General features: G+C 73.3%; 20 protein-coding genes. 8 read left to right on the forward strand and 12 right to left on the reverse strand.

Going from position 1 to position 22389, the window contains the following annotated elements; genetic code table 11:
- Nucleotides 1-84 precede the first annotated feature (84 nt).
- Nucleotides 85-399 (forward strand): DUF2563 family protein, encoded by a 315-nt coding sequence (locus J2S66_RS27455; RefSeq protein ID WP_310310160.1) that lies wholly within the window; start codon nucleotides 85-87, stop codon nucleotides 397-399.
- Nucleotides 396-2378 carry an alpha/beta hydrolase gene (locus tag J2S66_RS27460; RefSeq protein WP_310310161.1) on the forward strand — a complete coding sequence of 661 codons (1983 nt, stop codon included), beginning with the start codon at nucleotides 396-398 and terminating at the stop codon, nucleotides 2376-2378. Before J2S66_RS27455 ends, J2S66_RS27460 begins: the two co-directional genes overlap by 4 nt.
- Here J2S66_RS27460 and J2S66_RS27465 read toward each other — a convergent pair.
- The 7 genes from J2S66_RS27465 to J2S66_RS27495 form a co-directional block, all read right to left on the reverse strand.
- Nucleotides 2375-2716, reverse strand: a complete 342-nt coding sequence (locus J2S66_RS27465; RefSeq protein WP_310310162.1) for a hypothetical protein — start codon at nucleotides 2714-2716, stop codon at nucleotides 2375-2377. The genes J2S66_RS27460 and J2S66_RS27465 overlap by 4 nt on opposite strands.
- A 14-nt stretch (nucleotides 2717-2730) precedes the next feature.
- On the reverse strand, nucleotides 2731-3108 hold the full coding sequence (locus tag J2S66_RS27470; RefSeq protein WP_310310163.1) for a sterol carrier family protein: 378 nt from the start codon (nucleotides 3106-3108) through the stop codon (nucleotides 2731-2733).
- A gap of 23 nt (nucleotides 3109-3131) precedes the next feature.
- Nucleotides 3132-3941 carry an ESX secretion-associated protein EspG gene (locus J2S66_RS27475; protein WP_310310164.1) on the reverse strand — a complete coding sequence of 270 codons (810 nt, stop codon included), beginning with the start codon at nucleotides 3939-3941 and terminating at the stop codon, nucleotides 3132-3134.
- Nucleotides 3942-4016: 75 nt separating this feature from the next.
- Nucleotides 4017-5432 carry a PPE domain-containing protein gene (locus J2S66_RS27480; RefSeq protein WP_310310165.1) on the reverse strand — a complete coding sequence of 472 codons (1416 nt, stop codon included), beginning with the start codon at nucleotides 5430-5432 and terminating at the stop codon, nucleotides 4017-4019.
- Nucleotides 5433-5468: 36 nt separating this feature from the next.
- Nucleotides 5469-5858, reverse strand: coding sequence for a transcriptional regulator (locus J2S66_RS27485; protein ID WP_306743904.1), 390 nt, complete (start codon nucleotides 5856-5858; stop codon nucleotides 5469-5471).
- Nucleotides 5859-5964: 106 nt separating this feature from the next.
- A complete protein-coding gene (locus J2S66_RS27490; RefSeq protein WP_310310166.1) occupies nucleotides 5965-6567 on the reverse strand; it encodes a DUF3558 domain-containing protein in 603 nt (200 codons plus the stop codon).
- A gap of 55 nt (nucleotides 6568-6622) precedes the next feature.
- Nucleotides 6623-8566 carry a glycoside hydrolase family 15 protein gene (locus J2S66_RS27495; protein WP_310310167.1) on the reverse strand — a complete coding sequence of 648 codons (1944 nt, stop codon included), beginning with the start codon at nucleotides 8564-8566 and terminating at the stop codon, nucleotides 6623-6625.
- A gap of 57 nt (nucleotides 8567-8623) precedes the next feature.
- On the opposite strand from J2S66_RS27495, the gene J2S66_RS27500 reads away from it, so the two are divergent.
- Together J2S66_RS27500 and J2S66_RS27505 are read left to right on the forward strand one after the other, a co-directional pair.
- A complete protein-coding gene (locus J2S66_RS27500) occupies nucleotides 8624-10471 on the forward strand; it encodes a glycoside hydrolase family 15 protein (protein WP_310310168.1) in 1848 nt (615 codons plus the stop codon).
- Entirely contained in the window at nucleotides 10468-11490 is a 1023-nt protein-coding gene (locus J2S66_RS27505) for an alcohol dehydrogenase catalytic domain-containing protein (protein ID WP_310310169.1), read from the forward strand. The genes J2S66_RS27500 and J2S66_RS27505 overlap by 4 nt, the downstream gene beginning before the upstream one ends.
- Nucleotides 11491-11504: 14 nt before the next feature.
- On the opposite strand, the gene J2S66_RS27510 is transcribed toward J2S66_RS27505, so the two are convergent.
- Both J2S66_RS27510 and J2S66_RS27515 read right to left on the reverse strand, forming a co-directional pair.
- Nucleotides 11505-13664 carry a putative bifunctional diguanylate cyclase/phosphodiesterase gene (locus tag J2S66_RS27510; RefSeq protein ID WP_310310170.1) on the reverse strand — a complete coding sequence of 720 codons (2160 nt, stop codon included), beginning with the start codon at nucleotides 13662-13664 and terminating at the stop codon, nucleotides 11505-11507.
- Between the two features lie 145 nt (nucleotides 13665-13809).
- The gene (locus J2S66_RS27515) at nucleotides 13810-14646 is read right to left on the reverse strand and encodes an SAM-dependent methyltransferase (RefSeq protein WP_310310171.1); all 837 of its coding nucleotides are present in this window, start codon (nucleotides 14644-14646) and stop codon (nucleotides 13810-13812) included.
- 130 nt (nucleotides 14647-14776) lie between these two features.
- Here J2S66_RS27515 and J2S66_RS27520 point away from each other — a divergent pair, with 130 nt between their 5' ends.
- The 4 genes from J2S66_RS27520 (at nucleotide 14777) to J2S66_RS27535 (ending at nucleotide 19073) form a co-directional block, all read left to right on the forward strand.
- Complete coding sequence (locus tag J2S66_RS27520; protein ID WP_310310172.1) at nucleotides 14777-15886, forward strand: pentapeptide repeat-containing protein; 1110 nt, start codon at nucleotides 14777-14779, stop codon at nucleotides 15884-15886.
- On the forward strand, nucleotides 15886-16887 hold the full coding sequence (locus tag J2S66_RS27525; RefSeq protein ID WP_310310173.1) for a pentapeptide repeat-containing protein: 1002 nt from the start codon (nucleotides 15886-15888) through the stop codon (nucleotides 16885-16887). Before J2S66_RS27520 ends, J2S66_RS27525 begins: the two co-directional genes overlap by 1 nt.
- A 99-nt stretch (nucleotides 16888-16986) precedes the next feature.
- A complete protein-coding gene (locus J2S66_RS27530) occupies nucleotides 16987-17832 on the forward strand; it encodes an aldo/keto reductase (RefSeq protein WP_310310174.1) in 846 nt (281 codons plus the stop codon).
- A gap of 401 nt (nucleotides 17833-18233) precedes the next feature.
- Nucleotides 18234-19073: a lysozyme gene (locus J2S66_RS27535; RefSeq protein WP_310310175.1), complete on the forward strand. Its 840-nt coding sequence runs from the start codon at nucleotides 18234-18236 to the stop codon at nucleotides 19071-19073.
- 71 nt (nucleotides 19074-19144) lie between these two features.
- Here J2S66_RS27535 and purL read toward each other — a convergent pair whose 3' ends face one another.
- From purL to purS, 3 genes are read right to left on the reverse strand one after another with little or no spacing between them, the layout of a single operon-like run.
- Nucleotides 19145-21427, reverse strand: a complete 2283-nt coding sequence (gene purL / locus J2S66_RS27540; RefSeq protein ID WP_310310176.1) for a phosphoribosylformylglycinamidine synthase subunit PurL — start codon at nucleotides 21425-21427, stop codon at nucleotides 19145-19147.
- Nucleotides 21424-22095, reverse strand: coding sequence for a phosphoribosylformylglycinamidine synthase subunit PurQ (gene purQ, locus J2S66_RS27545; RefSeq protein WP_310310177.1), 672 nt, complete (start codon nucleotides 22093-22095; stop codon nucleotides 21424-21426). The genes purL and purQ overlap by 4 nt, the downstream gene beginning before the upstream one ends.
- Nucleotides 22092-22331, reverse strand: a complete 240-nt coding sequence (gene purS / locus J2S66_RS27550; protein WP_306743917.1) for a phosphoribosylformylglycinamidine synthase subunit PurS — start codon at nucleotides 22329-22331, stop codon at nucleotides 22092-22094. Before purS ends, purQ begins: the two co-directional genes overlap by 4 nt.
- Between the last annotated feature and the right edge of the window lie 58 nt (nucleotides 22332-22389).

Consider the following 22389-nt stretch of genomic DNA (forward strand, 5'->3'; position numbering starts at 1 on the left):
GCCTGGCCCCGTGCTCGGCGGGAACCGGCGAAGATGACGGTGCGTCGCACTTCCAGCGGCTGGCGGCACGAAGGGTGGGGAACCGTGTTCGGTGTGCAACCGGAGACGTTGCGCGCGGCGTCCAAGCAGTTCCACGAGGGTGCGGACGCGACGGGCGACGGTGCTGAGCTGATCTCCATGCTCAGGCTGGAGGCGGACGCGCTGGGCCGGGTGCCCGCCGCCGCCGAGTTCGTGGACGCGCTGGCCAGGTGGGCCGGCGAGCAGTCGGACGACCTGCGCCGGGGCAGCGCCTGGTACCGCGACGCGGGCGACGGCCTCAACGAGAACGCCGACTCCTACCAGCGCGCGGACGACGACTCGAACGCCTCGTTCCGCGGCATCGAGGGGGGCATGGCGTGAGCTACACCGATCCCGAGGTCCTGTACGGGCGGCTGGCGAGCGGTGACGCCGGGCGCGTCGCCGCGGCGGCCGACCCCATCACCGGCGCGCGCAGCGCGGTCGGCCGCGCGGGCGACTCCGTGACAGCGGGCGGTTCCACGGCCGGCTCGGCGTGGCAGGGCGGTTCCGCCGACCGGTTCCGCGCGCGGGCCGAGCTGTCCACGAAGGCCGCGGCCGTCGCGGGCGAGCGCCTCGCCGCCGGTTCGGACATCGTTCAGGCCGCGTCGCGCGCGTACGCCCAGATGCGCGGCAGCGCCGACCAGCTGATCGACTTCTGGCGCGGCCGCTCGCCCGCCCTGGACGAGGCGCAGACCCGCGACCTGGCCAACCGGGTCAACGCGCAGCTCGACAACGTCAAGTCCGGCTACGAGAACGTCCTGCGCAGCTACGCGGGCGCCCTGGCCAAGGTGCGCCCGGGGTTCGAGGAGACGGCGGGCAGGGACGCGGGCTGGGGCACCGCCGTCGCGACCATGCGCACCACGGCCGCCGTGCCGGGCCCGGGGACCGACCCGAAGCAGGTCGCGGCCTGGTGGAAGTCGCTGACCAAGGAGCAGCAGGACGAGCTGCTGCGGACGAAGTTCCAGGAGTTGGGACAGCTCCGCGGCCTCCCGTCCGGTGTCCTGGACCAGGCCAACCGGATGCGCATCGACGACGACGTCCAGCGGTTCGGGGCACAGCGCGACCAGCTCGACGCGCAGATGCAGGAGCGGGCGCGGGAGCTGGGCCTCGACCCGGACGACTCCGGTGACATGACCAGGCTGCTCAACGATCCGCGGTACGCCTCCCTGCGCGACCAGTGGCAGGAGGCGTCGACCAAGGCCGAGAACGCGCAGAAGGCCCAGGGCAGCGTCGAGCAGGCCGAGGGTCTCGCGAAGCAGAAGGGCTGGCAGGAGAGCGACGTCCGCGTCCTCGCCTACGACCCGTACGGCCCGCGCGGCGACGGCGGCATCGCGGTCGCGTTCGGCGATCCGGACACCGCGGGCAACCTGGCCGTGTGCGTCCCGGGCACGGGGTCGGACATGGGCAGCTTCGGCCTGGACCAGGCGGCGAACCTGCGCGAGCAGATGGGTCCGAACGGCAACGCCACGATCCAGTGGCTCGGCTACGACGCGCCGGGCTGGGCGATCGGCGAGGTCGACAACCCCGCGCAGGCGCGCGAGGGCGGCGCGAACCTGGTGGCCGACGTGAACGGCTACCGGGCCGCCGCCGAGGCGGCGGGCAACCGCCAGCACCTGACGGTGATCGGCCACTCCTACGGCTCCACGACGGTCGGCTACGCGGGCATGAACGGCCTGGCCGCAGACGACATCGCGTTCATCGGCTCGCCGGGTGTGGGCGCGTCGAACGTCGACCAGCTCTCGGTGGGCCCCGGCCACGTGTACGTGGGCGCGACCGAGCACGACCCGGTGGTCCAGGGCACCAGCAACAGCTGGTTCACCGAGGACGGGTCGTCGATCGGCCCGTACGACGACCGGTTCGGCGCGAAGGTGTTCGGCACGACCGACTCGTCGATGATCGGCCACGCGCACTCGGCCTACTACGACGAGGGCACCGAGTCGGTGCAGAACCTGGCGCGCATCGCGACCGGCGACGGCGGCTCGGTGACCGGGCAGAAGTGGTACGACGACCCGCTCGGCCCCTCGCTGCCCGGTTCGCACATCCCGGTCGTCGGACCGGTGGTGGACGTGGTCAGCGGCACGGTGGCGGGCGCGGCGGACCTGGTCGGGGACGCCGGGACCGGGCTCTACAACGCCGGCCGCGAGGCGTGGAACGGCAACTGGTCCGAGGCGGGCACCGGTCTGCTCGACACCGGCAAGGAGATCGTCAGCGACGGTCTCGACGTGGTGGTCGGCGGGGTCGGCGACGTGGTCGAGTTCGGGCGCGACGCCGTCGAGGGCGTCGGCAGCGCGTGGGACAAGACCGTCGGTTCGTGGTTCTAGGGGGTGCGGCAGGGACCGGTGTCGGTTTGGAGACCGACACCGTCGAAGCTGTTCTCGTCCCACTGCCGCACCTTGCACATCAGCACGTCACCGACCTCGGTCCCCTCGGGGACCTGCTCGTCGGTGACCGCCGCGTGGGAGAACGGCGCGACGGAGTCGGGCTTCTCCTGGTCGAGTTCGAGGCGGAAGTGGTTGCCGATCGTCTCGGTCCTGGTGAGGTTCGTCCGGGGCGAGATCTCGATGACCTTGAACCGGACGTCGTCCTCCCACTCGCTGCCGCAGCCGACGAGCAGGGAACCCACCGCGAGGACGGCGACACACGCCTTCAGCGCCTTCACCCGACCGAGCTTAGCTAGAAGCGCAGCAGCGGGAGGAGGTTCGAGAGGTCTGCCCTGCTGCCGGAGGCGTTGACCTTCGCGCCGGCGAGCGCGTCCACCCAGGACAGACGGCCCACGGCCAGTTCCAGCCAGGTCCGGGGGTCCGTCTCGACCACGTTGGGCGGGGTGCCGCGGGTGTGCCGGGGCCCTTCCACGCACTGCACGGCGGCGAACGGGGGCACGCGCACCTCCACGCTGCGGCCCGGGGCGGCGCGCTCCAGGGTCCGCAGGGTGAGGCGCACCGCGGCGGCCAGCTCCGGGCGGGCCGGCGGATCGGCCTCGCCGGTCAGCCAGGGCAGCACGGCTTCCACCGCGGCGCGCACCTCGCGGGGGTCTACGGGCTTGGACGGCACGCCGCCCAGGCTAGCGCCGGGGGTCAGGGCTGCTTCGCGGCCCGCACGGCTTCCCCGAGCAGTTCTTCCACCTGGTGCGCGAGCCGGCGCGAGTCGGTGGGGGTGAACGTCGACCACGGCTCGGACCCGCTGGAGGCCCGCCGCTGCTGGAGGTAGCGGCCGTCCTCGGTGTCGAAGAACGCGACCACGCGGTCGGGCCGGCAGCGCTTGCCGTACTTGTCCCGGGCCGCCGCGCCGAAGTTCCCGGTGTGCACGAGACCGGTGAACATCTTCACCAGGGTCGTCGCGTCCTCCTGGCGCACGCCGTGCTCGCGCAGCGAGTTCTCCAGCGACTTGGGCGAGCCGTCGGACTTCTTCACGGCCGCTTCGAGGTCGGCGCTGGGCATGGTGACCGAGTGGCCGGACCCGGCGGGGTGCGCGGGCAGCGCGCCCAGCACGGCGGCCGGCAGGCCGGAACCCGCGGCGTGCCGCAGGGTGAGCCGCGAGTCGGTCAGCGTGGCGAGCACGCCGTGGTCGCCGTTCGCCGCGGCCAGCAGGCGCACGCTCCTGCCGATCCACACCCGGCCGTCGACCTCGCGCTCCGGGCGGGAGAGCAGCCGCAGCAGGTAGTCCAGTTCCGGGGCCAGGCCCCGAGGTCCGCCGAGGCCCCGCGCGGCGATGCCGTCCCACGCACGCCGCTCCAGGTCGGCCCGCTCCGCGTGCGTCTTCCCCGGCGAGGGCACCTTGACGACCAGCGGCATCTGCCCCAGGTCCAGGCGCTCCCAGAGCACGTCGAACTCCTCGGCGGAGAGCGTGATCGGCTCCCGCTCCGCCGCCCCCCCGAAAAAGGTCACCGCGATCCCCGTCCTCGAAGTCGGGCACGGGCCCGCGCCGTGGACGGCGCGGGCCCGTGCACCTCGACCACCACGCTACTGCTGGGGCACTTCCCCGATCACGGGCGGCGCGACGAGCCGGTCGTCGCCGAACACGTCGTTCGTCTCGACCAGGTAGTCGGCTGCCTTGTGCTCGATGTCGTCCTCGCCGTTGGCGCCCTGCCCGCCGGCCACGCCACCGGCCACACCGGCGCCACGACCGCCCGCGCCGGGGGCGCCGGGCGCACCGGGACGACCGCCCGCCGGACCGCCGGGGCCACCGGGGCCGAAGCCGCCGGGCATGCCCGGACCACCGGGGCGACCGGCCGCGCCGGGCCCGTGGGGACCGCCGGGACCGAAGCCGCCCGGACCGCCCGGGACACCGGGCATCCCGCCGGGACCACCGGGCATGCCGCGGAACTGGCCGGGGCCGCCGGGCAGGCCGGGGCGCGGACCGCCGCCGGGACCACCGGGACCACCGGGACCACCGGGACCGGGCAGGCCGGGGCGACCGCCCGTGGGCGGCAGGCCGGGCCGGACACCCGGACCGCCGGGGCCACCAGGCCCCTTGGGCGGGACCGGGAGACCGTTGCCGGGCGGCTTCGGCGGGGTCCAGCCGGGCGGCAACGGGCCGCCGACGGGCGGCTTGACGGCGGGCGGCGGGGTGGGCAGCGACGGCGGCGGCGTCGGCACGGGGTTCGGCGTCGGGTTCGCCCAGGACGGGTTGGTGGTGCCACCCGTGGGCGGCTGGCCCGGGACCGGGTTGACCGGCGCGACGGGGGTGCCGGTCGACGGCGGCGCCCACGACGCGTGCGTGGTGCCGCCGCCCTGCTCGGGCGGCGTCCACGTCGGCGTGCTGCGGTACCCGGCGCCGGAGCTGTTGAACTCGCCCGCGCCCGCCGGCGGCGGCGTGTCGATGACGACCTTCGGCGGCGGCACGAACTCGCCCAGCGTGCCGCTGTTCCACTCGCTGTTGGACTGGTAGTTGTTCATCACCTCGACGGCCTTGGCCTCGGCGTTGTCCTGCGCCGCTTCCTGCCGCTCGTGGTCCTGCTGCTGCTGGATGACGTGCATCATCCCGATCGGGCCGGTCAGCGCGCCGAGGACCTTGTCCCCGGTGGACGGGGCCTCGGTGGTCACCGGGACGGGCTCCGGCATCTCCTTGCGGGCGTCCGCGATGTACTCGCCCTGGAGCTGCGCGGACGTCTTCATCACGTCGGAGCCGCGCTGCGCGTCGGTGGCCCACTCGCCCAGCGGCGACAGGGCCGCCCGGGTCTCGGTCGCGCTGGAGCCCTCCCAGCTCGCGCCGAGCTTCTCCAGGCCCTGGTGGATCGACGTGTCGATCTCGCCGAGCGCCTCGGACAGCGCCTTCCACTTGTCCTCGACGGGACGGGAGGCCGCCACGCCCGGACCGGAGTTGATCATGTTGTACAGCTCGGGGTGCGCGTAACCGCGCCAGCGGTGGTCACCCATGGTGCTCGCTCCCCTCGGGTGCGTTGGTCACGGTGTTCACTGGTTCTCGACGCGTCCCCAGGACGCGGTGTTGTCGCCCTCGACGCGGCGGTAGTCGGCCTCGATGGCGGTCAGCTGGTCCACGACGCCCCGGAGCTGCTCGCGGTAGGCCAGGATCGCGGTCAGCGCGGCCGAGTCGCCCGCCTCGAAGGTGTCCTGGTTGAACTTGTCCGCCGTCTCCTGGCTCACCGGGTCGCCCGCCCAGCGACGCGCGCGCAGCGCCGGCTTGGCGTCCTGCAGCTGGGCGTCGAGGCGGTCCAGCGCGTCCGTGAACACCTTGCGGGCTTCCGGGATCGCCGAGGGCTGGATGCTCAGCTTCTGCTGCGTCCCGCTGTAGTCCGGGAGCGACTGCGTCGAACCCCCGCCACCACCATCCGCGATGAACACGACTCACCCTCCTCAGTGCAGCACACACCCCACCGTGTGCATTCGGGACGACTCTAGCTCTGATGCGTGACGCCGGTACGCGGTTCCGCCTCCGAAGGGAGTAGTTCTACCCGTTCACGAGCGTCTCGACGACGGCCCCGGCGACCTGCGGCGCGAGCCGGCACAGCTCCTCCTGGGGCGTGCCCTCGAAGCTCGCGACCTGGACGTCGGCCATCTGCCCGTCGGAGACGTCCACCCCCAGGTAGCAGGTCTGGGGGTCCTCCGGCGAGCTGCCGAGCACGGCGGGGAAGCCCGCGACCTGGAGCTCCTGCGCCTCCACGTCGAAGCTGCCGTCGGTGTACCAGGCGATGCCGGTGGTCGTGACGGCGGTGACGCGCACGCCGTACTTCCGGTCCTCGCGCAGGAAGTCGCAGGTCGGCGACTGGTAGACGCTGGACGTGCTCGCCCGCGGTGGGCGGTCGAGGCCGAACGCGGCGCGCTGCGCCTCGGTCAGCAGCGCGCACGGGTCGGACTTCCCGAGGTCGATCGCCTTCGGCCGGTCGGCCGGCTTCCCGGCGCTCGACCCGGAGGTCGGGGCGGCCGAAGTGGGGACGGCCGGGCCCGAGGCGGTCGTCGGGGTCGGGTCGCCGGCGGTCCCGGAACCGCCCGTGGTCTCGGAGCAGCCCGTGAGCAGGGCCAGGGCGGCGAGCAGCGGCACGACACGGCGCATGGGCTGAACGTAGCGGATCGGCGTCACCCGCGAGGTCCGCTCCCGCCGGTCCCGCTCAGCGGCAGCCCGCGTAGCGGCACGCCACGACGGCCGGCCGCTCGACCGGCGCGCCCGCGTCGATCGACCACGCCAGCCGCACGTACTGGGCGTGCGTCCAGGCCAGCGGCGTGGCCGACGTCGTGCCACGCCCGCGCCACACCTGCTCGGGCAGCATCCGGCCGGCGTTCGCGGCGGTGGCCATGTCGGCGAGGCGGCCCCGGGCCGCGCGGTGGTCGCCCGCGAGCAGCTCGTACTCGCCGCGCTCGCCCGCGAAGATCGGCCACGTGCGGCCGTACGTGCGGGTGCCGTCCGAATGGATGTTCCACAGGCCGCCGTCGGCGCGCTCGCCGTACCCGTCACCGTTGTAGCGGTGCCAGAAGCGGCCCTCCTTCAGCTGCTCGTCGACGACCCGCACGGTGTCGCGCACGACCGGGTCGTCGTGCGGGCGGACGCCGAGGCGCACCAGTTCGAGGAAGCTCGGGTCCACGGCGGCCCGCTGGTCGATCTCCACCGGGTGGTTGTCGCCGGGGTTGTAGGTGGTGCCCGCGTCGGGCTCGCCGTCCTTGGTGAGACGCAGGTAGTAGGGCTTCGCGGAGAACGGCCCGGTGCGCGTCACCGTCCACTCCTCCACGCGGCGCTCCCACTCGTCGGCGATGGCGAGGTACCGCGCGGCGCGCGGGTCGCCCGCCCGCCGGAGCAGGTCGGCCAGGCACACCAGGCCGGCGATCTCGGCGGCGATCGTGCCGGGCGAGTAGCCGCTCTGGTTCTCCCAGCGCTCCTGCTGCGTGAACGGGGCGTCCGGTTGGGACACCATGAACTCCGCCGCCCTCACCAGTCCGTCCAGTGTGGACCGGTCGGTGCGGCCGAGCAGGTGGGCCAGCAGCATCGGCGCGGCCTGCTCGTCCTGCTGCACGTTCGTCCAGTAGGGCTCGCCGGTGACGCGGGTGTTCTGCGGGAGGTGGCCGTCGGGCTGCTGCTGGACCCGCAGCATGAAGTCGAGGGCGCGGTCGGCGGCGGCGCGGTCGCCGGCGGCGAGCAGCGCGCTCGCCACCTGGTACTGGTCGCGCGGCCAGACCAGCGCGTAGGAGCCGAACTCGGGCGCGATCCCCCGGTCGAAGCCGAACGCCCACGGGAAGCCGGGGGAGGCGACGAACGCGCCGGGGTTGCGCTTGTCCTCGGTGGCGGCGAGCACGAGCACCGACGCGTCGTAGAGCGCACGGTCGGCGGACCTCGGCCGCGCCAGGGACCGGAGGTGGTCCTCCCAGCCCCGGTCGTAGCGGCGGGCGTGCCGGGCGAAGCCCTCCGCCAGGGACGACCGGGCGGTGCCCAGCGCCTCCCGCGGCGTGGTCCCGAACCCCAGGGACAGGGTGGTGCGCCGGTCGCGGACGCCGTCGACGCGCAGGTCGCCGGTCTGGACGACGTTGCCGGTGGTGGACCCGCGCGGGGTGATGCCCTCCTCGGCCACCAGGGCGCTCGCGGTGCTCGCGTCCCGGGCGACCAGCGCGTCCGGCTGGTCCACGGCCGAGTCGTCGTCGCCGTCGCGCGACAGGTTCGGGTCGAACACGACCTGCGCGGTGACGGGCCGGTCGGCGTGCAGCTCCACGTCCGCCAGCACCGCTGCCCGGCCCGGGTCGGTGGTCCAGGTGAACGACGCCCGCCACCCCTCGCCCCGGAAGACCTGCCGGAAGCGCAGCCTGCCGACGGGTTCGGTGCGCGGGTCGGCCGCCTCCCGCCCGTCCACCACCAGCTTCAGGTCGCGCGTCGCCGGCGTGCTCAGGTCGGGGTAGAAGACCTCGGTGAGGCCCGTGCGGCCGAGGGTGAACCACACCGGGCTCGCGGCCTGGCGGGCCGTGCCGAAGCCGAGTTTGTCGGCCGGCGCGTAGGTGGCCGGTGGACCGGGGACGGTCAGCGCGGTGGCCAGCAGCGCCGCGATCGTCGGCGTCACGCCTAACGGGGTCATGGGGGTGGGGTGCGCAGCACCGAGCGCGCTCAAACGGGTGACCGTAACCTCGGCGGCGTGACGGACACGGGACCTGGGCTGATCGAGGACTACGCGCTGCTGTCGGACCTGCGGACCGCCGCCCTGGTGGGGCGCGACGGGTCGATCGACTGGTTGTGCATGCCGCGGTTCGACTCGCCGTCGTGCTTCTCGCGGCTGCTGGGCACGGAGGACGACGGCCACTGGCGGATCGCGCCGACGGGCGAGGTCCGGTCGGTGACGCGGTCCTACCGCGACGGCAGCCTCGTGCTGGAGACGGTGTTCGAGACGGTCGACGGCGTGGTCAGGCTGATCGACACGATGCCGCCCGAGCAGGACCACTGGGACGCCGACACGCGTGTCGTGCGCGTGCTGGAGGGCGTGTCCGGGCAGGTCGAGATGACGTTCCGGTGGGTGCTGCGGTTCGCGTACGGCGACTCGGTGCCGTGGGTGCGGCGCGGCGAGCGGGACGGGCAGGAGTGCGTCGTCGCGCTCGCCGGGCCGTCCGCCGTGGCGCTGTACGGCGACCGCCTGCCGTACCGGGTGCCGGGGGTGCGCGCCCACGAGGCCGTGTTCACGGTCTCCGCCGGCGAGCGGCTGTCGTGGGTGATGGAGTTCGCCTACTCGCCGGACGAGCCGCCCGCGCCGGTCGACCCGGTCGCCGAGGTCGCGCGGTCCGAGGCGTTCTGGCTGGACTGGTCCTCGCGCATCGCCTACGACGGGCCGCACGCGGACGCCGTGCGCCGGTCGCTGATCACGCTGAAGGGCCTGTCGTACGCGCCGACCGGCGGGATCGTGGCCGCGCCGACCACGTCGCTGCCCGAGACGCTCGGCGGCGAGCGGAACTGGGACTACCGGTACTGCTGGCTGCGCGACGCCACGTTCACGCTGCTCGCGCTGGACAACTTCGGCTGCACCGACGAGGCGCTGGCGTGGCGCAAGTGGCTGCTGCGCGCCGTGGCGGGCGACCCGGCGGACCTCCAGATCATGTACGGCCTCGGCGGTGAGCGGCACCTCGTCGAGTGGGAGGTCGACTGGCTGTCCGGGTACCAGGGCGCGCGGCCCGTGCGGATCGGCAACGCCGCGTACCGGCAGCTCCAGCTCGACGTGTACGGCGAGGTCATGGACGCCCTGCACCTGGCGCGCGAGCGCGGGCTGGGCGAGACGCCGGACTCGTGGGCCATGCAGCGCGGCATGATGCGGCACCTGGAGACGGTGTGGCAGATGCCCGACAAGGGGCTGTGGGAGGTGCGCGGGCCGGACCGGCACTTCACCCACTCGCGGGTGATGCTGTGGGTGGCGTTCGACCGGGCCGTGCGGGCGGTCGAGGAGTTCGGCCTGCCGGGTCCGGTGGACCGGTGGCGGGAGCTGCGCGACGAGGTCCGCGACGAGGTGCTGGCCAAGGGCTGGAACGCCTCGCTGGGCTCGTTCACCCAGTACTACGGCGGCACGGAGCTGGACGCGGCGACGCTGCTGATCCCGGCCGTCGGGTTCCTGCCCGGCGACGACCCGAGGGTGCTCGGCACGCTGGAGGCGGTGGCGCGGGTGCTCAAGCGCGGCGACCTCGTGGACCGGTACGAGACCGGACCGGGTGAGTCCGAAGTGGACGGCCTGGCGGGTGTCGAGGGAAGCTTCCTGGCGTGCTCGTTCTGGTACGTCGACGCGCTCGCGTTGGCCGGGCGGCGCGAGGAGGCGCAGGCGATGTTCGACCGCTTGGTGGGGTTGGCGAACGACGTGGGGCTGCTGGCCGAGGAGTACGACTCCTCGTCGGGGCGGATGACCGGGAACTTCCCGCAGGCGTTCAGCCACCTGGCGCTGGTCAACAGCGCGGCCGTGCTGTTCGGCGGGCACACCCGCGAGGAGCGCGACCGCGGTGGCGTCGCGTGAGGGCGGCGGAGGTCGTGCCGGGCGAGCCCGACGAGTCGCGGGTCGTCGACCGGCCGGAACCGGAGGCGGCGGGCGACCTGCTCGTCGAGGGCCTGCTGGCGGGCGTGTGCGGCACGGACGTGGAGATCGTCCGCGACGGCTTCGGCACGCTGCCGCCCGGCCGGGACCGGATGGTGCCGTTCCACGAGTCGCTCGGCCGGGTGATCAGCAGCCCGACGCCGGACTTCGCGCCCGGCGACCTGGTGGTGGGCGTGGTGCGGCGGCCCGACCCCGAGCCGTGCCCGGCGTGCGCGGTGGACGCCTGGGACTTCTGCCGCAACGGCCGCTACACCGAGCGCGGCATCAAGGAGCTGGACGGCTACGGCGCGCAGCGCTGGACCGTGCCGCCGAAGTTCGCGATCGCGCTCGACGCCGGGCTCGGTGACGCGGGCGTCCTCACCGAACCGGCGTCCGTGGTGGCCAAGGCGTGGGCGCAGGCGGAGGCCGCCGCCGCGCGCACCCACCTGCCGGTCCGCACCGCGCTGATCACCGGCGCCGGCCCGATCGGCCTGCTCGCCGCGCTGCTCGGCGTGCAGCGGGGGCTCGACGTGCACGTGGTGGACCGCGTCACCGACGGCCGCAAGCCCGACCTCGTCACCGCCCTGGGCGCCACCTACCACCCCGACGTCGACCGGGTCGGCGTGGACGTGGACGTGGCGGTCGAGTGCACCGGCGTGGCCCCGCTGGTGTGGGAGTGCGCCCGCCGCGCCTCGGTCACCGTGCTGGCGGGCATCGCGGGCGAGCACGACCCCGTGCCGCTGGACCCGCACGTGTTCGACGAGGTGGTGCTGGGCAACAAGGCGCTGGTCGGCACCGTCAACGCGGGCCTGCCGGACTACCGGGCGGCGGCCGACGCGCTGGCCGACGCGCCGGCGGCGTGGCTGAACGGCCTGATCACCCGCCGCGTGCCGCTGGAGCGCTTCACCGAGGCGTTCGAGAAGGGCGAGGACGACGTGAAGGTGGTCGTGGACCTGGCCTGAACCCGGTCCGGCGGTCACCGGCGCAGCAGGTCGTCGATCTCCTCGGGCTTCATCGGCTTGGCGAAGAACCAGCCCTGGCCGGTGTCGCAGCCGATCCGGTGCAGGCGCTTGGCCTGCGCCGGCGTCTCCACGCCCTCCGCCGTGACGCCCAGCCGGAGCGCGTGCGCCAACTGGACGAGGGTGGAGACGATCTGCGCGTCGACCGCGTCCTCCTCGTCGGCCGCGCGCAGGCCCTCCATGAACGAGCCGGCGATCTTCAGCTCGTGCACGGGCAGGTGCTTGAGGTAGGCGAGGTTCGAGTAGCCGGTGCCGAAGTCGTCGATGGCGATGCGCACGCCCATGTCCGACAGCGCGCGCAGCGCCTCCAGCGGCTCGTCGGCGGTGCCCATGATCGCGCTCTCGGTCAGCTCCAGCTGGAGGTGGTGCGGCGGCAGGGCGCACTCGTCGAGGATGCGCTTGACGTCGCGCACCAGCTCGGGGTCGCGGGACTGGCGGACGGCGAGGTTCACCGACACGAACGGCGCGGCCTCGCCGAACTCGTCCAGCCAGCGGCGGGCCTGCTCGCACGCCTTGCGCAGCACCCAGCGGCCCAGCGGGACGATCAGGCCGGTCTCCTCGGCCAGCTCGATGAACCGGTCGGGCGCGAGCCGGCCGAACTCCGGGTGCTGCCAGCGCACGAGGGCTTCCACGCCGACGACCGTGCTGTCCTCCAGCCGCACCAGGGGCTGGTAGTCCACGTAGAACTCGTCACGCTCCAGCGCCGCGGGCATGGTCGCGGACAGCGTGAAGCGGGCGACCTCCTTGGCGTTGCGGTCCGGGTCGTACAGCGCCCAGCGGGACTTGCCGTCGGCCTTCGCCCAGTACAGCGTGATGTCGGCGTCGCGCATCAGGTCGGCCGCGGTGGTGCCGGACAGGGTGCGCTCGACGATGCCGATGGACGCGGACACGGTCAGCTCGTGGCCGCCGATGCGGATCGGCGACTCCAGCTCGCGCAGCACGCGGTCGGCGACGTCGACGATGTCCTGCGTGTCCCGCGAGCCCTCCACCAGGATCACGAACTCGTCGCCGCCCATCCGGGCCACCAGCTTGCCCTCGCCGGACACCGACAGGTCGAGCCGGCGGCCGACCTCGACCAGCAGCTGGTCGCCGATGTCGTGGCCGAGGCTGTCGTTGATCACCTTGAACCCGTCGAGGTCCAGGTAGCACAGGCCGGCGCGCAGCCGGGCGCGGTTGTTGAACACCCGGCCGAGGCGCTCCAGGAACAGGGCGCGGTTGGGCAGGCCGGTCAGCGGGTCGTGCAGCGCCTGGTAGCGCAGGCGGTTCTGGAGCAGGTGGCGGTCGGTGACGTCCTCGATCATCGCCACCTGGTACTGCGGATCGCCGTGGTCATCGCGCACCAGCGACAGCGTCAGGTGCGTCCACACCTGCTCGCCGTCGGCGCGGCGGAACCGCTTCTCGGCCCGGTAGTGGTCGCACTCGCCCGCGGTGAGCTGGTCGTACAGCCGCCAGACGCTGCCGCCGTCCTCCGGGTGCATCAGGTCGCGGATGTTGTACTGCCGCATCTCCTCGACGCTGAAGCCCAGCATGTCCTGCAACGCCTGGTTCACGTCGAGGATGCGGCCCTCGATGTCGGCGATGCCGATGCCGATGGCCGCCTCGGTGAACATCGCGCGGAACCGCGCCTCGGACGCGCGCAGCGCCGCCTCGGCCTGGTCGCGGGCGTCCAGCACGGCGGCGCGGATCGCCTCCTGCTCGGCGAGCGTGCGCTCGCGCAGCGCGCGGGCGTACCCGGCGGCCAGCGCGCCCTGGAGCGCGGCGAGGCGGGAGCGCACCAGCTCGTCGGGCACGACGCCCAGCTCGGCCAGCAGGTCGTCGCCGAGCAGTTGGACCGTGCGGCCCAGCGTGTCGGTGCCGGTGAAGTGCGCCTCGACCAGCCGCGCGCCGATCTCGTAGCCCGGCGCGGTGCGGAACGGGGTCGCGTGCAGCGCGTGCACCAGGACCTCGGTCAGCGCTTGCAGGTGCTCGGCGACCTCGGTCCGGGTCATCGGGACGTAGCTGCTGCCGATGACCGCCGTGGCCCAGGTCCGCGCGAACGACTCCGCCCCGGCCTGTACGGCGGGGTCGAGGTTCGATCGGCCCGGTGCTGCCACCCGATGGTCAACCTGTTCCGTCATGTCCGCCGGCCTACCGCCACACCCGCAGAGGATACGGCTGGTCGCCGACCGGAGTCGACAACACGGTCGGGTGTGCCTTCACCCGTCAGCGCTTCACCCGACGGGGTTACCCCCGCGGCGTCCCCGTCCGCCGGTCCGGTGTCCATCAGGGCTTCCGCCCCACCGCGCCGAAGCCGATGAAGTTGTCGGCGCCCCCGTTCACGTCGTCGGGCGACTCCGGGCGCCACAGCGGCAGCCGCTCCACGCCCGGGGGGACCAGGTCGAACCCCTCGAACAACGCCTCCACCTCCTGCTTCGAGCGGTAGGTGATCTCGCTGACGCCGCGGTTGTAGGTGCGCTTGGCCTCGTCCCACACCGGGTCCCACTCGCCCTCCTCGTACCCCGCGTGCGAGAGGGCCAGGAAGCTCCCCGGCGGCACGGCGTCCCGGTAGGCGGCCACGACCCCGCGCGGGTCGTCCTCGTCCGCCATGAAGTGCAGCAGCGCGACCATGAGCACGCCGACCGGCCGGTCGAGGTCCAGCCGGCGGCTCACCTCGGGTGACCGCATCACGCGTTCGACGTCCCGCACGTCGGCCTGGAGGACGCTGACCAGCGGGTTGCCGGTCAGGATGGCCCGGCTGTGCGCGACCGCGACGGGGTCGACGTCGACGTAGACCACGCGCGCGGACGGGTCCACGGCCTGCGCGATCTCGTGCACGTTGCCCACGGTCGGGATGCCGGAGCCCAGGTCGAGGAACTGGCGGACGCCCCGCGCGAGCAGGTGGCGCACCGCCCGGCGCAGGAAGGCGCGGTGGTTGAGGATCACGTTCTTGAGCAACGGCACGTCGGCGAGCACCTTGTCGGCCACCGCCCGGTCGACGGCGAAGTTGTGCGCGCCGCCGAGCCAGTAGTCGTAGACCCGCGCGATGCTCGGGCGCCCCAGGTCGATGTCCCCCGGCGCCCAGGTGGGCCGCTCCACGCTCTCCAAGCCCCTGCTCCTCACGCCGCGATTCCCCACCGTTGCGGTGACCCACACATCATGGGCCAACCCGGTGAGTCGGCACACCGCTCCTTTGCGCCGAGTTCGCGGATCGATCACCTCGCGTCCCGTCACCGGGGAGAATGACCCCCTTGTGAGGTACCTCTGGATCGTGGGCGCGGTCGCGGTGGCCGTCGCGGCGGTGCTGCTCGTCGTCCGGCAGCGCGGCAGGCACAGCCTGCTCGTCCCCACCCTGATCGGGTCGATCGGGGCGTTCCTGCTGGTCGCGGGCTGGTTGTTCGCGGTGGACCCCGGCGCGCCGAAGCACGAGGCGATCAAGACGGGCGGCCTGGCGGGCGGCGCCGTCGTCGCCCTCTACGCCCTGTGGCTCAACGACCGCCGGCGCCGCACGGACGAGGACCGGCAGGCGATCGAGGTGCGGCGGCAGCAGTTGGAGGACCAGCGCGCCGAGCACGACCGGTCCCGCGTCGCCGACGAGCGGTTCGCCCGGTCGGTCGAGCTGCTGGGCCACGAGGCCGAGCAGGTGCGGGTGGGCGCGATGCACGCCCTCGCGGGCCTGGCGCGGTCGCGGGAGGAGTACCGGCAGACCGTGCTCGACGTGCTGTGCGCCTACCTGCGGCGGCCGTTCGCCACCACCGACGCGGAGGACGCGCCGCGCGACGAGCGCGAACTGGAGGTCCGGCTCACCGCGCAGCGGCTGGTCGCCGACCTGCTCCCGCGCGACGACGAGCCGGACGCCCGGCGCTACGACCTCGACCTGACCAGGGCCTACCTGGAGTACTTCGACATCTCGCACCGCCAGGTCGGCGACCTCACCGTGCGCGCCGCCCACCTGGCCGAGTCGAACTCGTTCCACCACGTGGTCGTCCGCGGCGGCGCGTGGTTCACCGACTCGGTCAGCGAGGGCCGGCTGTACCTGCACGACATGACCTTCCACGGCAAGGCGTGGTTCAGCCGCTTCACCTGCCGCGACCGGACCGACTTCGCGCGCAGCCGGTTCCTCGGGCCGAACAAGTTCGCGGGCACCCGGTTCACCGCACCGGTGGGCTTCGCGGACGCCGTGTTCGCGCGCCCCGTCGACCTCACCGGCGCCCGGTTCCTGGGCGGGGTGGACCTGCGGTCGGCCGGGTCGCAGGGCGCGGCCACGATCGGCATGCACGTGGCGCTGGACCACGAGAACGCGTTGCCGGACGGCTGGGTGGTCGAGCGCCGCCCGGACGGCACCGGCCTGGTGAGGAGCTGATGGTGCGCGGACGCGGGTTGCTGCTGGTGAGCGTGGTCGCCGCGCTGCTGGTGACGGTGGGCACCACCGCCGTGCTGCTGCTGGTCGACCCGAAGCAGCCGAAGGCGGAGGCGATCAAGACCGGCGGCCTGGCGGGCGGCGCGGTCGTCGCGCTGTACGCCCTGTGGCTCAACGACCGCCGCCGCCGCACCGAGGAGGCGCGGCACGAGCTGGAGAGCGAGAAGGTCGCGGACGAGCGGTTCTCGCGCGCCGTGGAGTTGCTGGGCCACGAGGCCGACCAGGTCCGGGTGGGCGCGATGCACGTGCTCGCGGGGCTGGCCGACAGCACGCCGCGCTACAAGCAGACCGTGCTGAGCGTGCTGTGCGCCTACCTGCGGCGGCCGTTCGCGCACGCGTCGCTGGAGGAGAAGCCCGAGGACCCGGACCAGGCGTACTTCGGCGAACCCGGGCGGCGGGCGGATGAGGTGTCCCACGCCGACGACCGCGAGATGACCGTCCGGATGACCGCGCAGCGCCTGGTCACCGACCTGCTGCCGTGGGGCGAGGACCCCGACGAGGTGGTCTACCACCTGGACCTGACCGGCGCGAAGCTGGTGCACTTCCGGCTGGAGGGCCGCCGGTTCGGCCGGCTCGTCGCCCGGCGGACCCAGTTCTACGGCATCACGTCGGCGCGCGGGCTGGAGCTGGCCAAGCCCGCGCTGTTCTCCGGCGGGACGTTCCACGGACGGGTGGACCTCCGGGACGCCAAGCTCCACGGCGGCGTCTCGTTCCAGGACACGTCCTTCCTCGGCCGGGTGGACGTCACGGGCGCCCAGGTCGGCACGTTCCTGCACGTCAGCCCGCGGCTGCCCGAGGTGGTCGGCGCCCTGGAGGTGCTGCCCGGCACCGCGATGCGCCTCGACCCCGCCGGGTGGCCGCTGGTCGGCGACGGGCGACCCGCCGACCAGCGGCCACCCGACGGGCGACCCGCCGTCCTGCCGGACCACGTCCAGCGGGACTGACGGCACCGGGTCCTCCTGTTGGACAGCTCACCGCGTTCGGCCCACGCTGGTGGGGAACCACAACGGCGTACGAAGACGCACAACGGAGGAAGGTCCACGATGTTGACTCGTCGTATCGGAGGTGTCGAGGTCAGCGCCATCGGCCTGGGCGGGATGCCGATGTCGCTGTCCGGCCGCCCCGACCGCGACCGGGCGATCGACACGATCCGCACCGCGCTCGACAAGGGCGTGACGCTGATCGACACGGCCGACGCCTACTCGGCCGACGACACCGACTTCGGGCACAACGAGGAGCTGATCGCCGAGGCCCTCAAGGGCGTCGACGGCGTCCTGGTCGCCACCAAGGGCGGCCACACCCGCACCCCGGACGGCGGCTGGGGCCTCGACGGGCGGCCCGAGTACCTCAAGGCCGCGTGCGAGGCGTCGCTGCGCCGCCTCGGGGTCGACGCCATCGGCCTCTACCAGTTCCACCGGCCCGACCCGGACGTGCCGATCGCCGAGTCGGTGGGCGCGCTCGCCGACCTGCTCGACGAGGGCAAGATCCGGCTCGCGGGCGTGTCGAACTTCGACCCGGCGCAGATCCGGGAGGCGAACGACGTGCTCGGCGGTCGGCTGGCGAGCGTGCAGAACCAGTTCTCGCCCGCGTTCCGCTCCAGCGAGCCGGAACTGGAGCTGTGCGCGGAGCTGGACGTCGCGTTCCTGCCGTGGAGCCCGCTCGGCGGCATGGGCTCGGCCGGACAGCTCGGCACGAAGTTCGCGGCGTTCGCCGAGGTCGGCGAGGCGCACGGGGTGAGCCCGCAGCAGGCGTGCCTGGCCTGGATGCTCGCCAAGGCACCGCAGGTCGTGCCGATCCCCGGCGCGTCGCGGCCCGCGAGCATCGCCGACTCGGCCGACGCGGTGCACGTCCGGCTGACCCCGGAGGAGCTGCGCCGGCTGGACGGGTAGCGGCCCGCCGGGTCACGGCTGTCGGGTCACGGCTGCCGGATCGCGCCCCGGGATCGGCTCCCGTGATGCGGGAACGGGCGAATGGCCGGACGATCTAGGCCGTACGTACCAGCACCGCCGACCGAACGGGGGCGTCGATGGCGATGCACACCCGTCCGCGCACCCCGACCGCCCGACCGGGTGCCCCGACGACCACGAAGCAGCACGGGGGCGGGGGCCGCACCGCGGCCCCGGCCCCCGTCGTCACCCCTCCACCGGGACCGGGACCTGCCCGTACGCGGGGTGGCTCGGCGGGCGTTGCTCCGTTTTCGTGACCAATTAACACGAACCCTGGTGAATTGGTTAAACGAGCGGCACACTGCCCAACGAGTCAACCCCCTGCACTGGCTCAAGGAGTCCCGATGAAGAGCTTCGCCCGCTCCGCCACGTCCTTGATCGCGGCCGTCGGCCTGGCCCTGTCCGGCTCGGCCCTCGCCACCGCCGCACCCACCACCACCGCACCCACCACCTCCGACACCAGATCCGCCGACGCGGCACCCGTCGGCGACCACGCCATGGGCTCGCAGATCCGCAAGCACGAGGGCGGGGACGGCCGGAGCGTCGTGATCGACACCGACCCGGGCGCCCAGGCCGTCGTCTACGGCATCGACGTCAGCGGCCACCAGGGCAACGTCGACTGGGCGTACTGGTGGAACCAGGGCAAGCGGTTCGCCTACGTCAAGGCGACCGAGTCCACCAACTACCGCAACCCGTACTTCGCCCAGCAGTACAACGGCTCCTACAACATCGGCATGATCAGGGGCGCGTACCACTTCGCGCTGCCCGACCGCTCCGGTGGCGCGGCGCAGGCCGACTACTTCATCGCCAACGGCGGCGGCTGGTCGCGCGACGGCAAGACCCTGCCGGGCGCGCTCGACATGGAGTACAACCCGTACGGCTCGACCTGCTACGGCCTGAGCAAGGCCGGCATGACGTCGTGGGTCCTCTCGTTCAGCGACCGCTACCACGCCCGCACGGGCCGCTGGCCGGTCATCTACACGTCCACCAGCTGGTGGAACCAGTGCGTCGGCGGCGACTTCAGCTCCACCAACCCGCTGTGGGTGGCGCGCTACTCGACCACGGTCGGCACCCTGCCGTACGCCTGGCCGATCTACACGATCTGGCAGTACTCGTCCTCGCCCATCGACCAGAACCAGTTCAACGGCGCCTACGACCGGTTGCAGGCGCTGGCCAACGGCTGACGGGCACGCGTTCCGCCCGCCGGTGAGGGGGTCGGCCGGGAGCTCCGCGCCCGGCCGACCCCGCCGTCACCTCAGTCGAACAGCGCCGGGAGGGTGCCCTCCCACGCCTCGCGCAGCTCGTCCAGCGGCAGCGCCCCGAGGCCCTGCACCTCCAGCGAGCCGGACTCCGGGTCCACCACGCCGACCTTGCGCCACGGCAGGCCGCGCGCCGTGCACATGTCGGTGAACCGCAGCTCCTCGGTGCGCGGCACGGCCACCAGCACGCGGGCCGTGGACTCGCTGAACAGCTCGGTGAACAGGTCGCCCTCCAGGAACACCCGGGCGCCCACCTCGCCGATCAGGCAGGTCTCGACCAGCGCCTGCGCCAGGCCGCCGTCGGACAGGTCGTGCGCGGCGGACAGCATCCCGTCGCGCGAACCCGCCACCAGCACCTCGCCGAGCAGCTTCTCGCGCGCCAGGTCCACCTTCGGCGGCAGGCCGCCCAGGTGCCCGTGCACGACGTGCGCCCACTCCGAGCCGCCGAACTCCGCGCGCGTCTCGCCGAGCAGCAGCAGCGTCTCGCCGGCCTCCGCGCCGATCCCCGTGGGGATGCGGCGGCGGACGTCGTCGATCACGCCCAGCACGCCCACCACCGGCGTCGGCAGGATCGCCGTCGAACCGGTCTGGTTGTAGAAGCTGACGTTGCCGCCGGTCACCGGGATGCCCAGCTCGGCGCAGCCGTCCGCCAGGCCCTTCACGGCCTGCTCGAACTGCCACATCACGCCCGGGTCCTCGGGCGAGCCGAAGTTCAGGCAGTTCGTCACCGCGACCGGCGTGGCGCCGGACGTGGCCACGTTCCGGTACGCCTCGGCCAGCGCCAGCTGCGCGCCCGCGTACGGGTCGAGCCTGGTGTAGCGACCGTTGCAGTCGGTGGCCAGCGCCACGCCCCGGTGCGTCGACTCGTCGATGCGGATCATGCCCGAGTCGGACGGCTGCGCGAGCACCGTGCCACCGCGCACGTACCGGTCGTACTGCTGGGTGACCCACCGCTTCGACGCCAGGTTCGGCGACGCCGCCATGGTCTTGACCAGCTCCAGCAGCTCGCCGTCGGCCGGCTTCGGGAGCCGGTCCGGGGCGTCGGCCTGGAGGGCGTCCTGGTCGGCCGGGCGCTCGATCGGCCGCTCGTACACCGGGCCCTCGTGCGCGACCGTGCGCGGCGGGACGTCCAGCACGACCTCGCCGTGCCAGGTGATGACGAGCCGGTCGCCCTCGGTGACCTCGCCGATCTCCGTGGCGATGACGTCCCACTTGGCGCAGACCGCCATGAACGCGTCCAGGTCCTCGGGCCGCACGACCGCGCACATGCGCTCCTGCGACTCGCTGGACAGGATCTCCGCCGGCATCATGCCGGTGGCGCGCAGCGGCACCCGCTCCAGGTACACGTGCATGCCGCCGTCACCGGCGCTGGCCAGCTCGGACGTCGCGCACGCCAGGCCCGCGCCGCCGAGGTCCTGGATGCCGACGACGATGCGCTCGGCGAACAGCTCCAGGCAGCACTCGATGAGCACCTTCTCGGTGAACGGGTCGCCCACCTGCACGCTCGGCAGCTTCTTGCGCTTGCCCGCGCCCGCCGTGTCGTCGAACGTCTCGGACGCCAGCACGGACACGCCGCCGATGCCGTCGAGGCCGGTCCGCGCGCCGAACAGGATGACCTTGTTGCCGGTGCCCGAGGCGTGCGCCAGGTGCAGGTCCTCGACCCGCATGGCCCCCACGCACAGGGCGTTGACCAGCGGGTTGCCCGCATAGGTGGCGTCGAACACGACCTCGCCGCCGATGTTCGGCAGGCCCAGGCAGTTGCCGTAGCCGCCGACGCCCGCGACGATCCCGGGCAGCACGCGGCGGGTGTCCGGCGCGTCGGCCGGGCCGAAGCGCAGCGGGTCCATCACGGCCAGCGGGCGCGCGCCCATCGCGAGGATGTCGCGCACGATGCCGCCCACGCCCGTCGCCGCGCCCTGGTACGGCTCGACGTACGACGGGTGGTTGTGGCTCTCGGCCTTGAAGGTGATCGCCCAGCCGTCGCCGATGTCGACCACGCCCGCGTTCTCGCCGATGCCCGCGAGCATCTTCTCGCGCATCTCGTCGGTGGTGGTCTCGCCGAAGTACTTCAGGTGCACCTTGGACGACTTGTAGGAGCAGTGCTCGCTCCACATCACCGAGTACATCGCCAGCTCGGCGTCCGTGGGGCGGCGGCCCAGGATCTCCTTGATGCGGGCGTACTCGTCGTCCTTCAGGCCCAGCTCCCTGTAGGGCTGCTCCTGGTCCGGCGTGCTCTCCGCGTCCTTGACGGTGTCGACCTTGAGGATCTCCGCGGTCATGCCCCCACCACCGAGTCGACGAGGGAGAGGAACATGCCCAGGCCGTCGTCGGTCGGGCCGGTGAGCGCGTCGATCGCGTGCTCCGGGTGCGGCATCAGGCCGACGACCCGCCCGTTCGCGCTGGTGATGCCCGCGATGCCGTTGCGGGAGCCGTTCGGGTTCCCGCCGGCGTAGCGGAACACCACCCGGCCCTCGCCCTCCAGCTCGTCCAGGGTGCGCTGGTCGGCCTGGTAGCCGCCCTCGCCGGACTTCAGCGGGACCAGGACCTCGGCGCCCCGGTCGTACCGGGTCGTCCAGGCGGTCTCGTTGTTCTCGACCGTCAGCCACTGGTCGCGGCACACGAAGTGCAGCTTCGAGTTGCGCACGAGCGCGCCGGGCAGCAGGTGGGCCTCGCACAGGATCTGGAAGCCGTTGCAGATGCCCAGGACCGGCATGCCCTTGTTCGCGGCCTCGACGACCTCCTGCATCACCGGGGCGAACCGGGCGATGGCGCCGCAGCGCAGGTAGTCGCCGTAGGAGAAGCCACCGGGCACGATGACCGCGTCGACGCCCTTGAGGTCGTGGTCCGCGTGCCACAGCGGAACGGCCTCGCCGTCCGCGTACCTGACCGCGCGCTCCGCGTCGACGTCGTCCAGCGTGCCCGGGAAGGTGATGACCCCGACCCTCATGCCTCGACCCGCCTCACGACCCAGTCCTCGATGACCGGGTTGGCGAGGAACGTCTCGGCGATCTTCGCGAGCGTGGCGTCGTCGACGTCGTCGGCGACCTCCAGCTCGAAGTGCTTGCCCTGGCGGACAGTGGTGATCCCGTCGAACCCGAGACGGGGCAGCGCGTTGGCCACCGCTTGTCCCTGCGGGTCGAGGATTTCGGGCTTCGGCATGACGTCGACGACGACTCGGGCCACGACAGGCTGCTCCAAGCTAGGAGGACTGGCGGTACTCGCGAAGGGTACCTGAGCTGGG

Origin of the sequence: Saccharothrix longispora (genome assembly GCF_031455225.1) — a bacterium.
Lineage (GTDB): Bacteria > Actinomycetota > Actinomycetes > Mycobacteriales > Pseudonocardiaceae > Actinosynnema > Actinosynnema longispora.

Coding starts and splice junctions, on each gene's coding strand:
- J2S66_RS27480 (WP_310310165.1), bottom strand. CDS start 5,432: ATGGGTGACCACCGCTGGCGCGGTTACGCGCACCCCGAGCTGTACAAC.
- purL (WP_310310176.1), bottom strand. CDS start 21,427: ATGACCGCGGAGATCCTCAAGGTCGACACCGTCAAGGACGCGGAGAGC.
- J2S66_RS27510 (WP_310310170.1), bottom strand. CDS start 13,664: ATGACGGAACAGGTTGACCATCGGGTGGCAGCACCGGGCCGATCGAAC.
- J2S66_RS27490 (WP_310310166.1), bottom strand. CDS start 6,567: ATGCGCCGTGTCGTGCCGCTGCTCGCCGCCCTGGCCCTGCTCACGGGC.
- purQ (WP_310310177.1), bottom strand. CDS start 22,095: ATGAGGGTCGGGGTCATCACCTTCCCGGGCACGCTGGACGACGTCGAC.
- J2S66_RS27495 (WP_310310167.1), bottom strand. CDS start 8,566: ATGACCCCGTTAGGCGTGACGCCGACGATCGCGGCGCTGCTGGCCACC.
- J2S66_RS27525 (WP_310310173.1), top strand. CDS start 15,886: ATGGTGCGCGGACGCGGGTTGCTGCTGGTGAGCGTGGTCGCCGCGCTG.
- J2S66_RS27530 (WP_310310174.1), top strand. CDS start 16,987: ATGTTGACTCGTCGTATCGGAGGTGTCGAGGTCAGCGCCATCGGCCTG.
- J2S66_RS27535 (WP_310310175.1), top strand. CDS start 18,234: ATGAAGAGCTTCGCCCGCTCCGCCACGTCCTTGATCGCGGCCGTCGGC.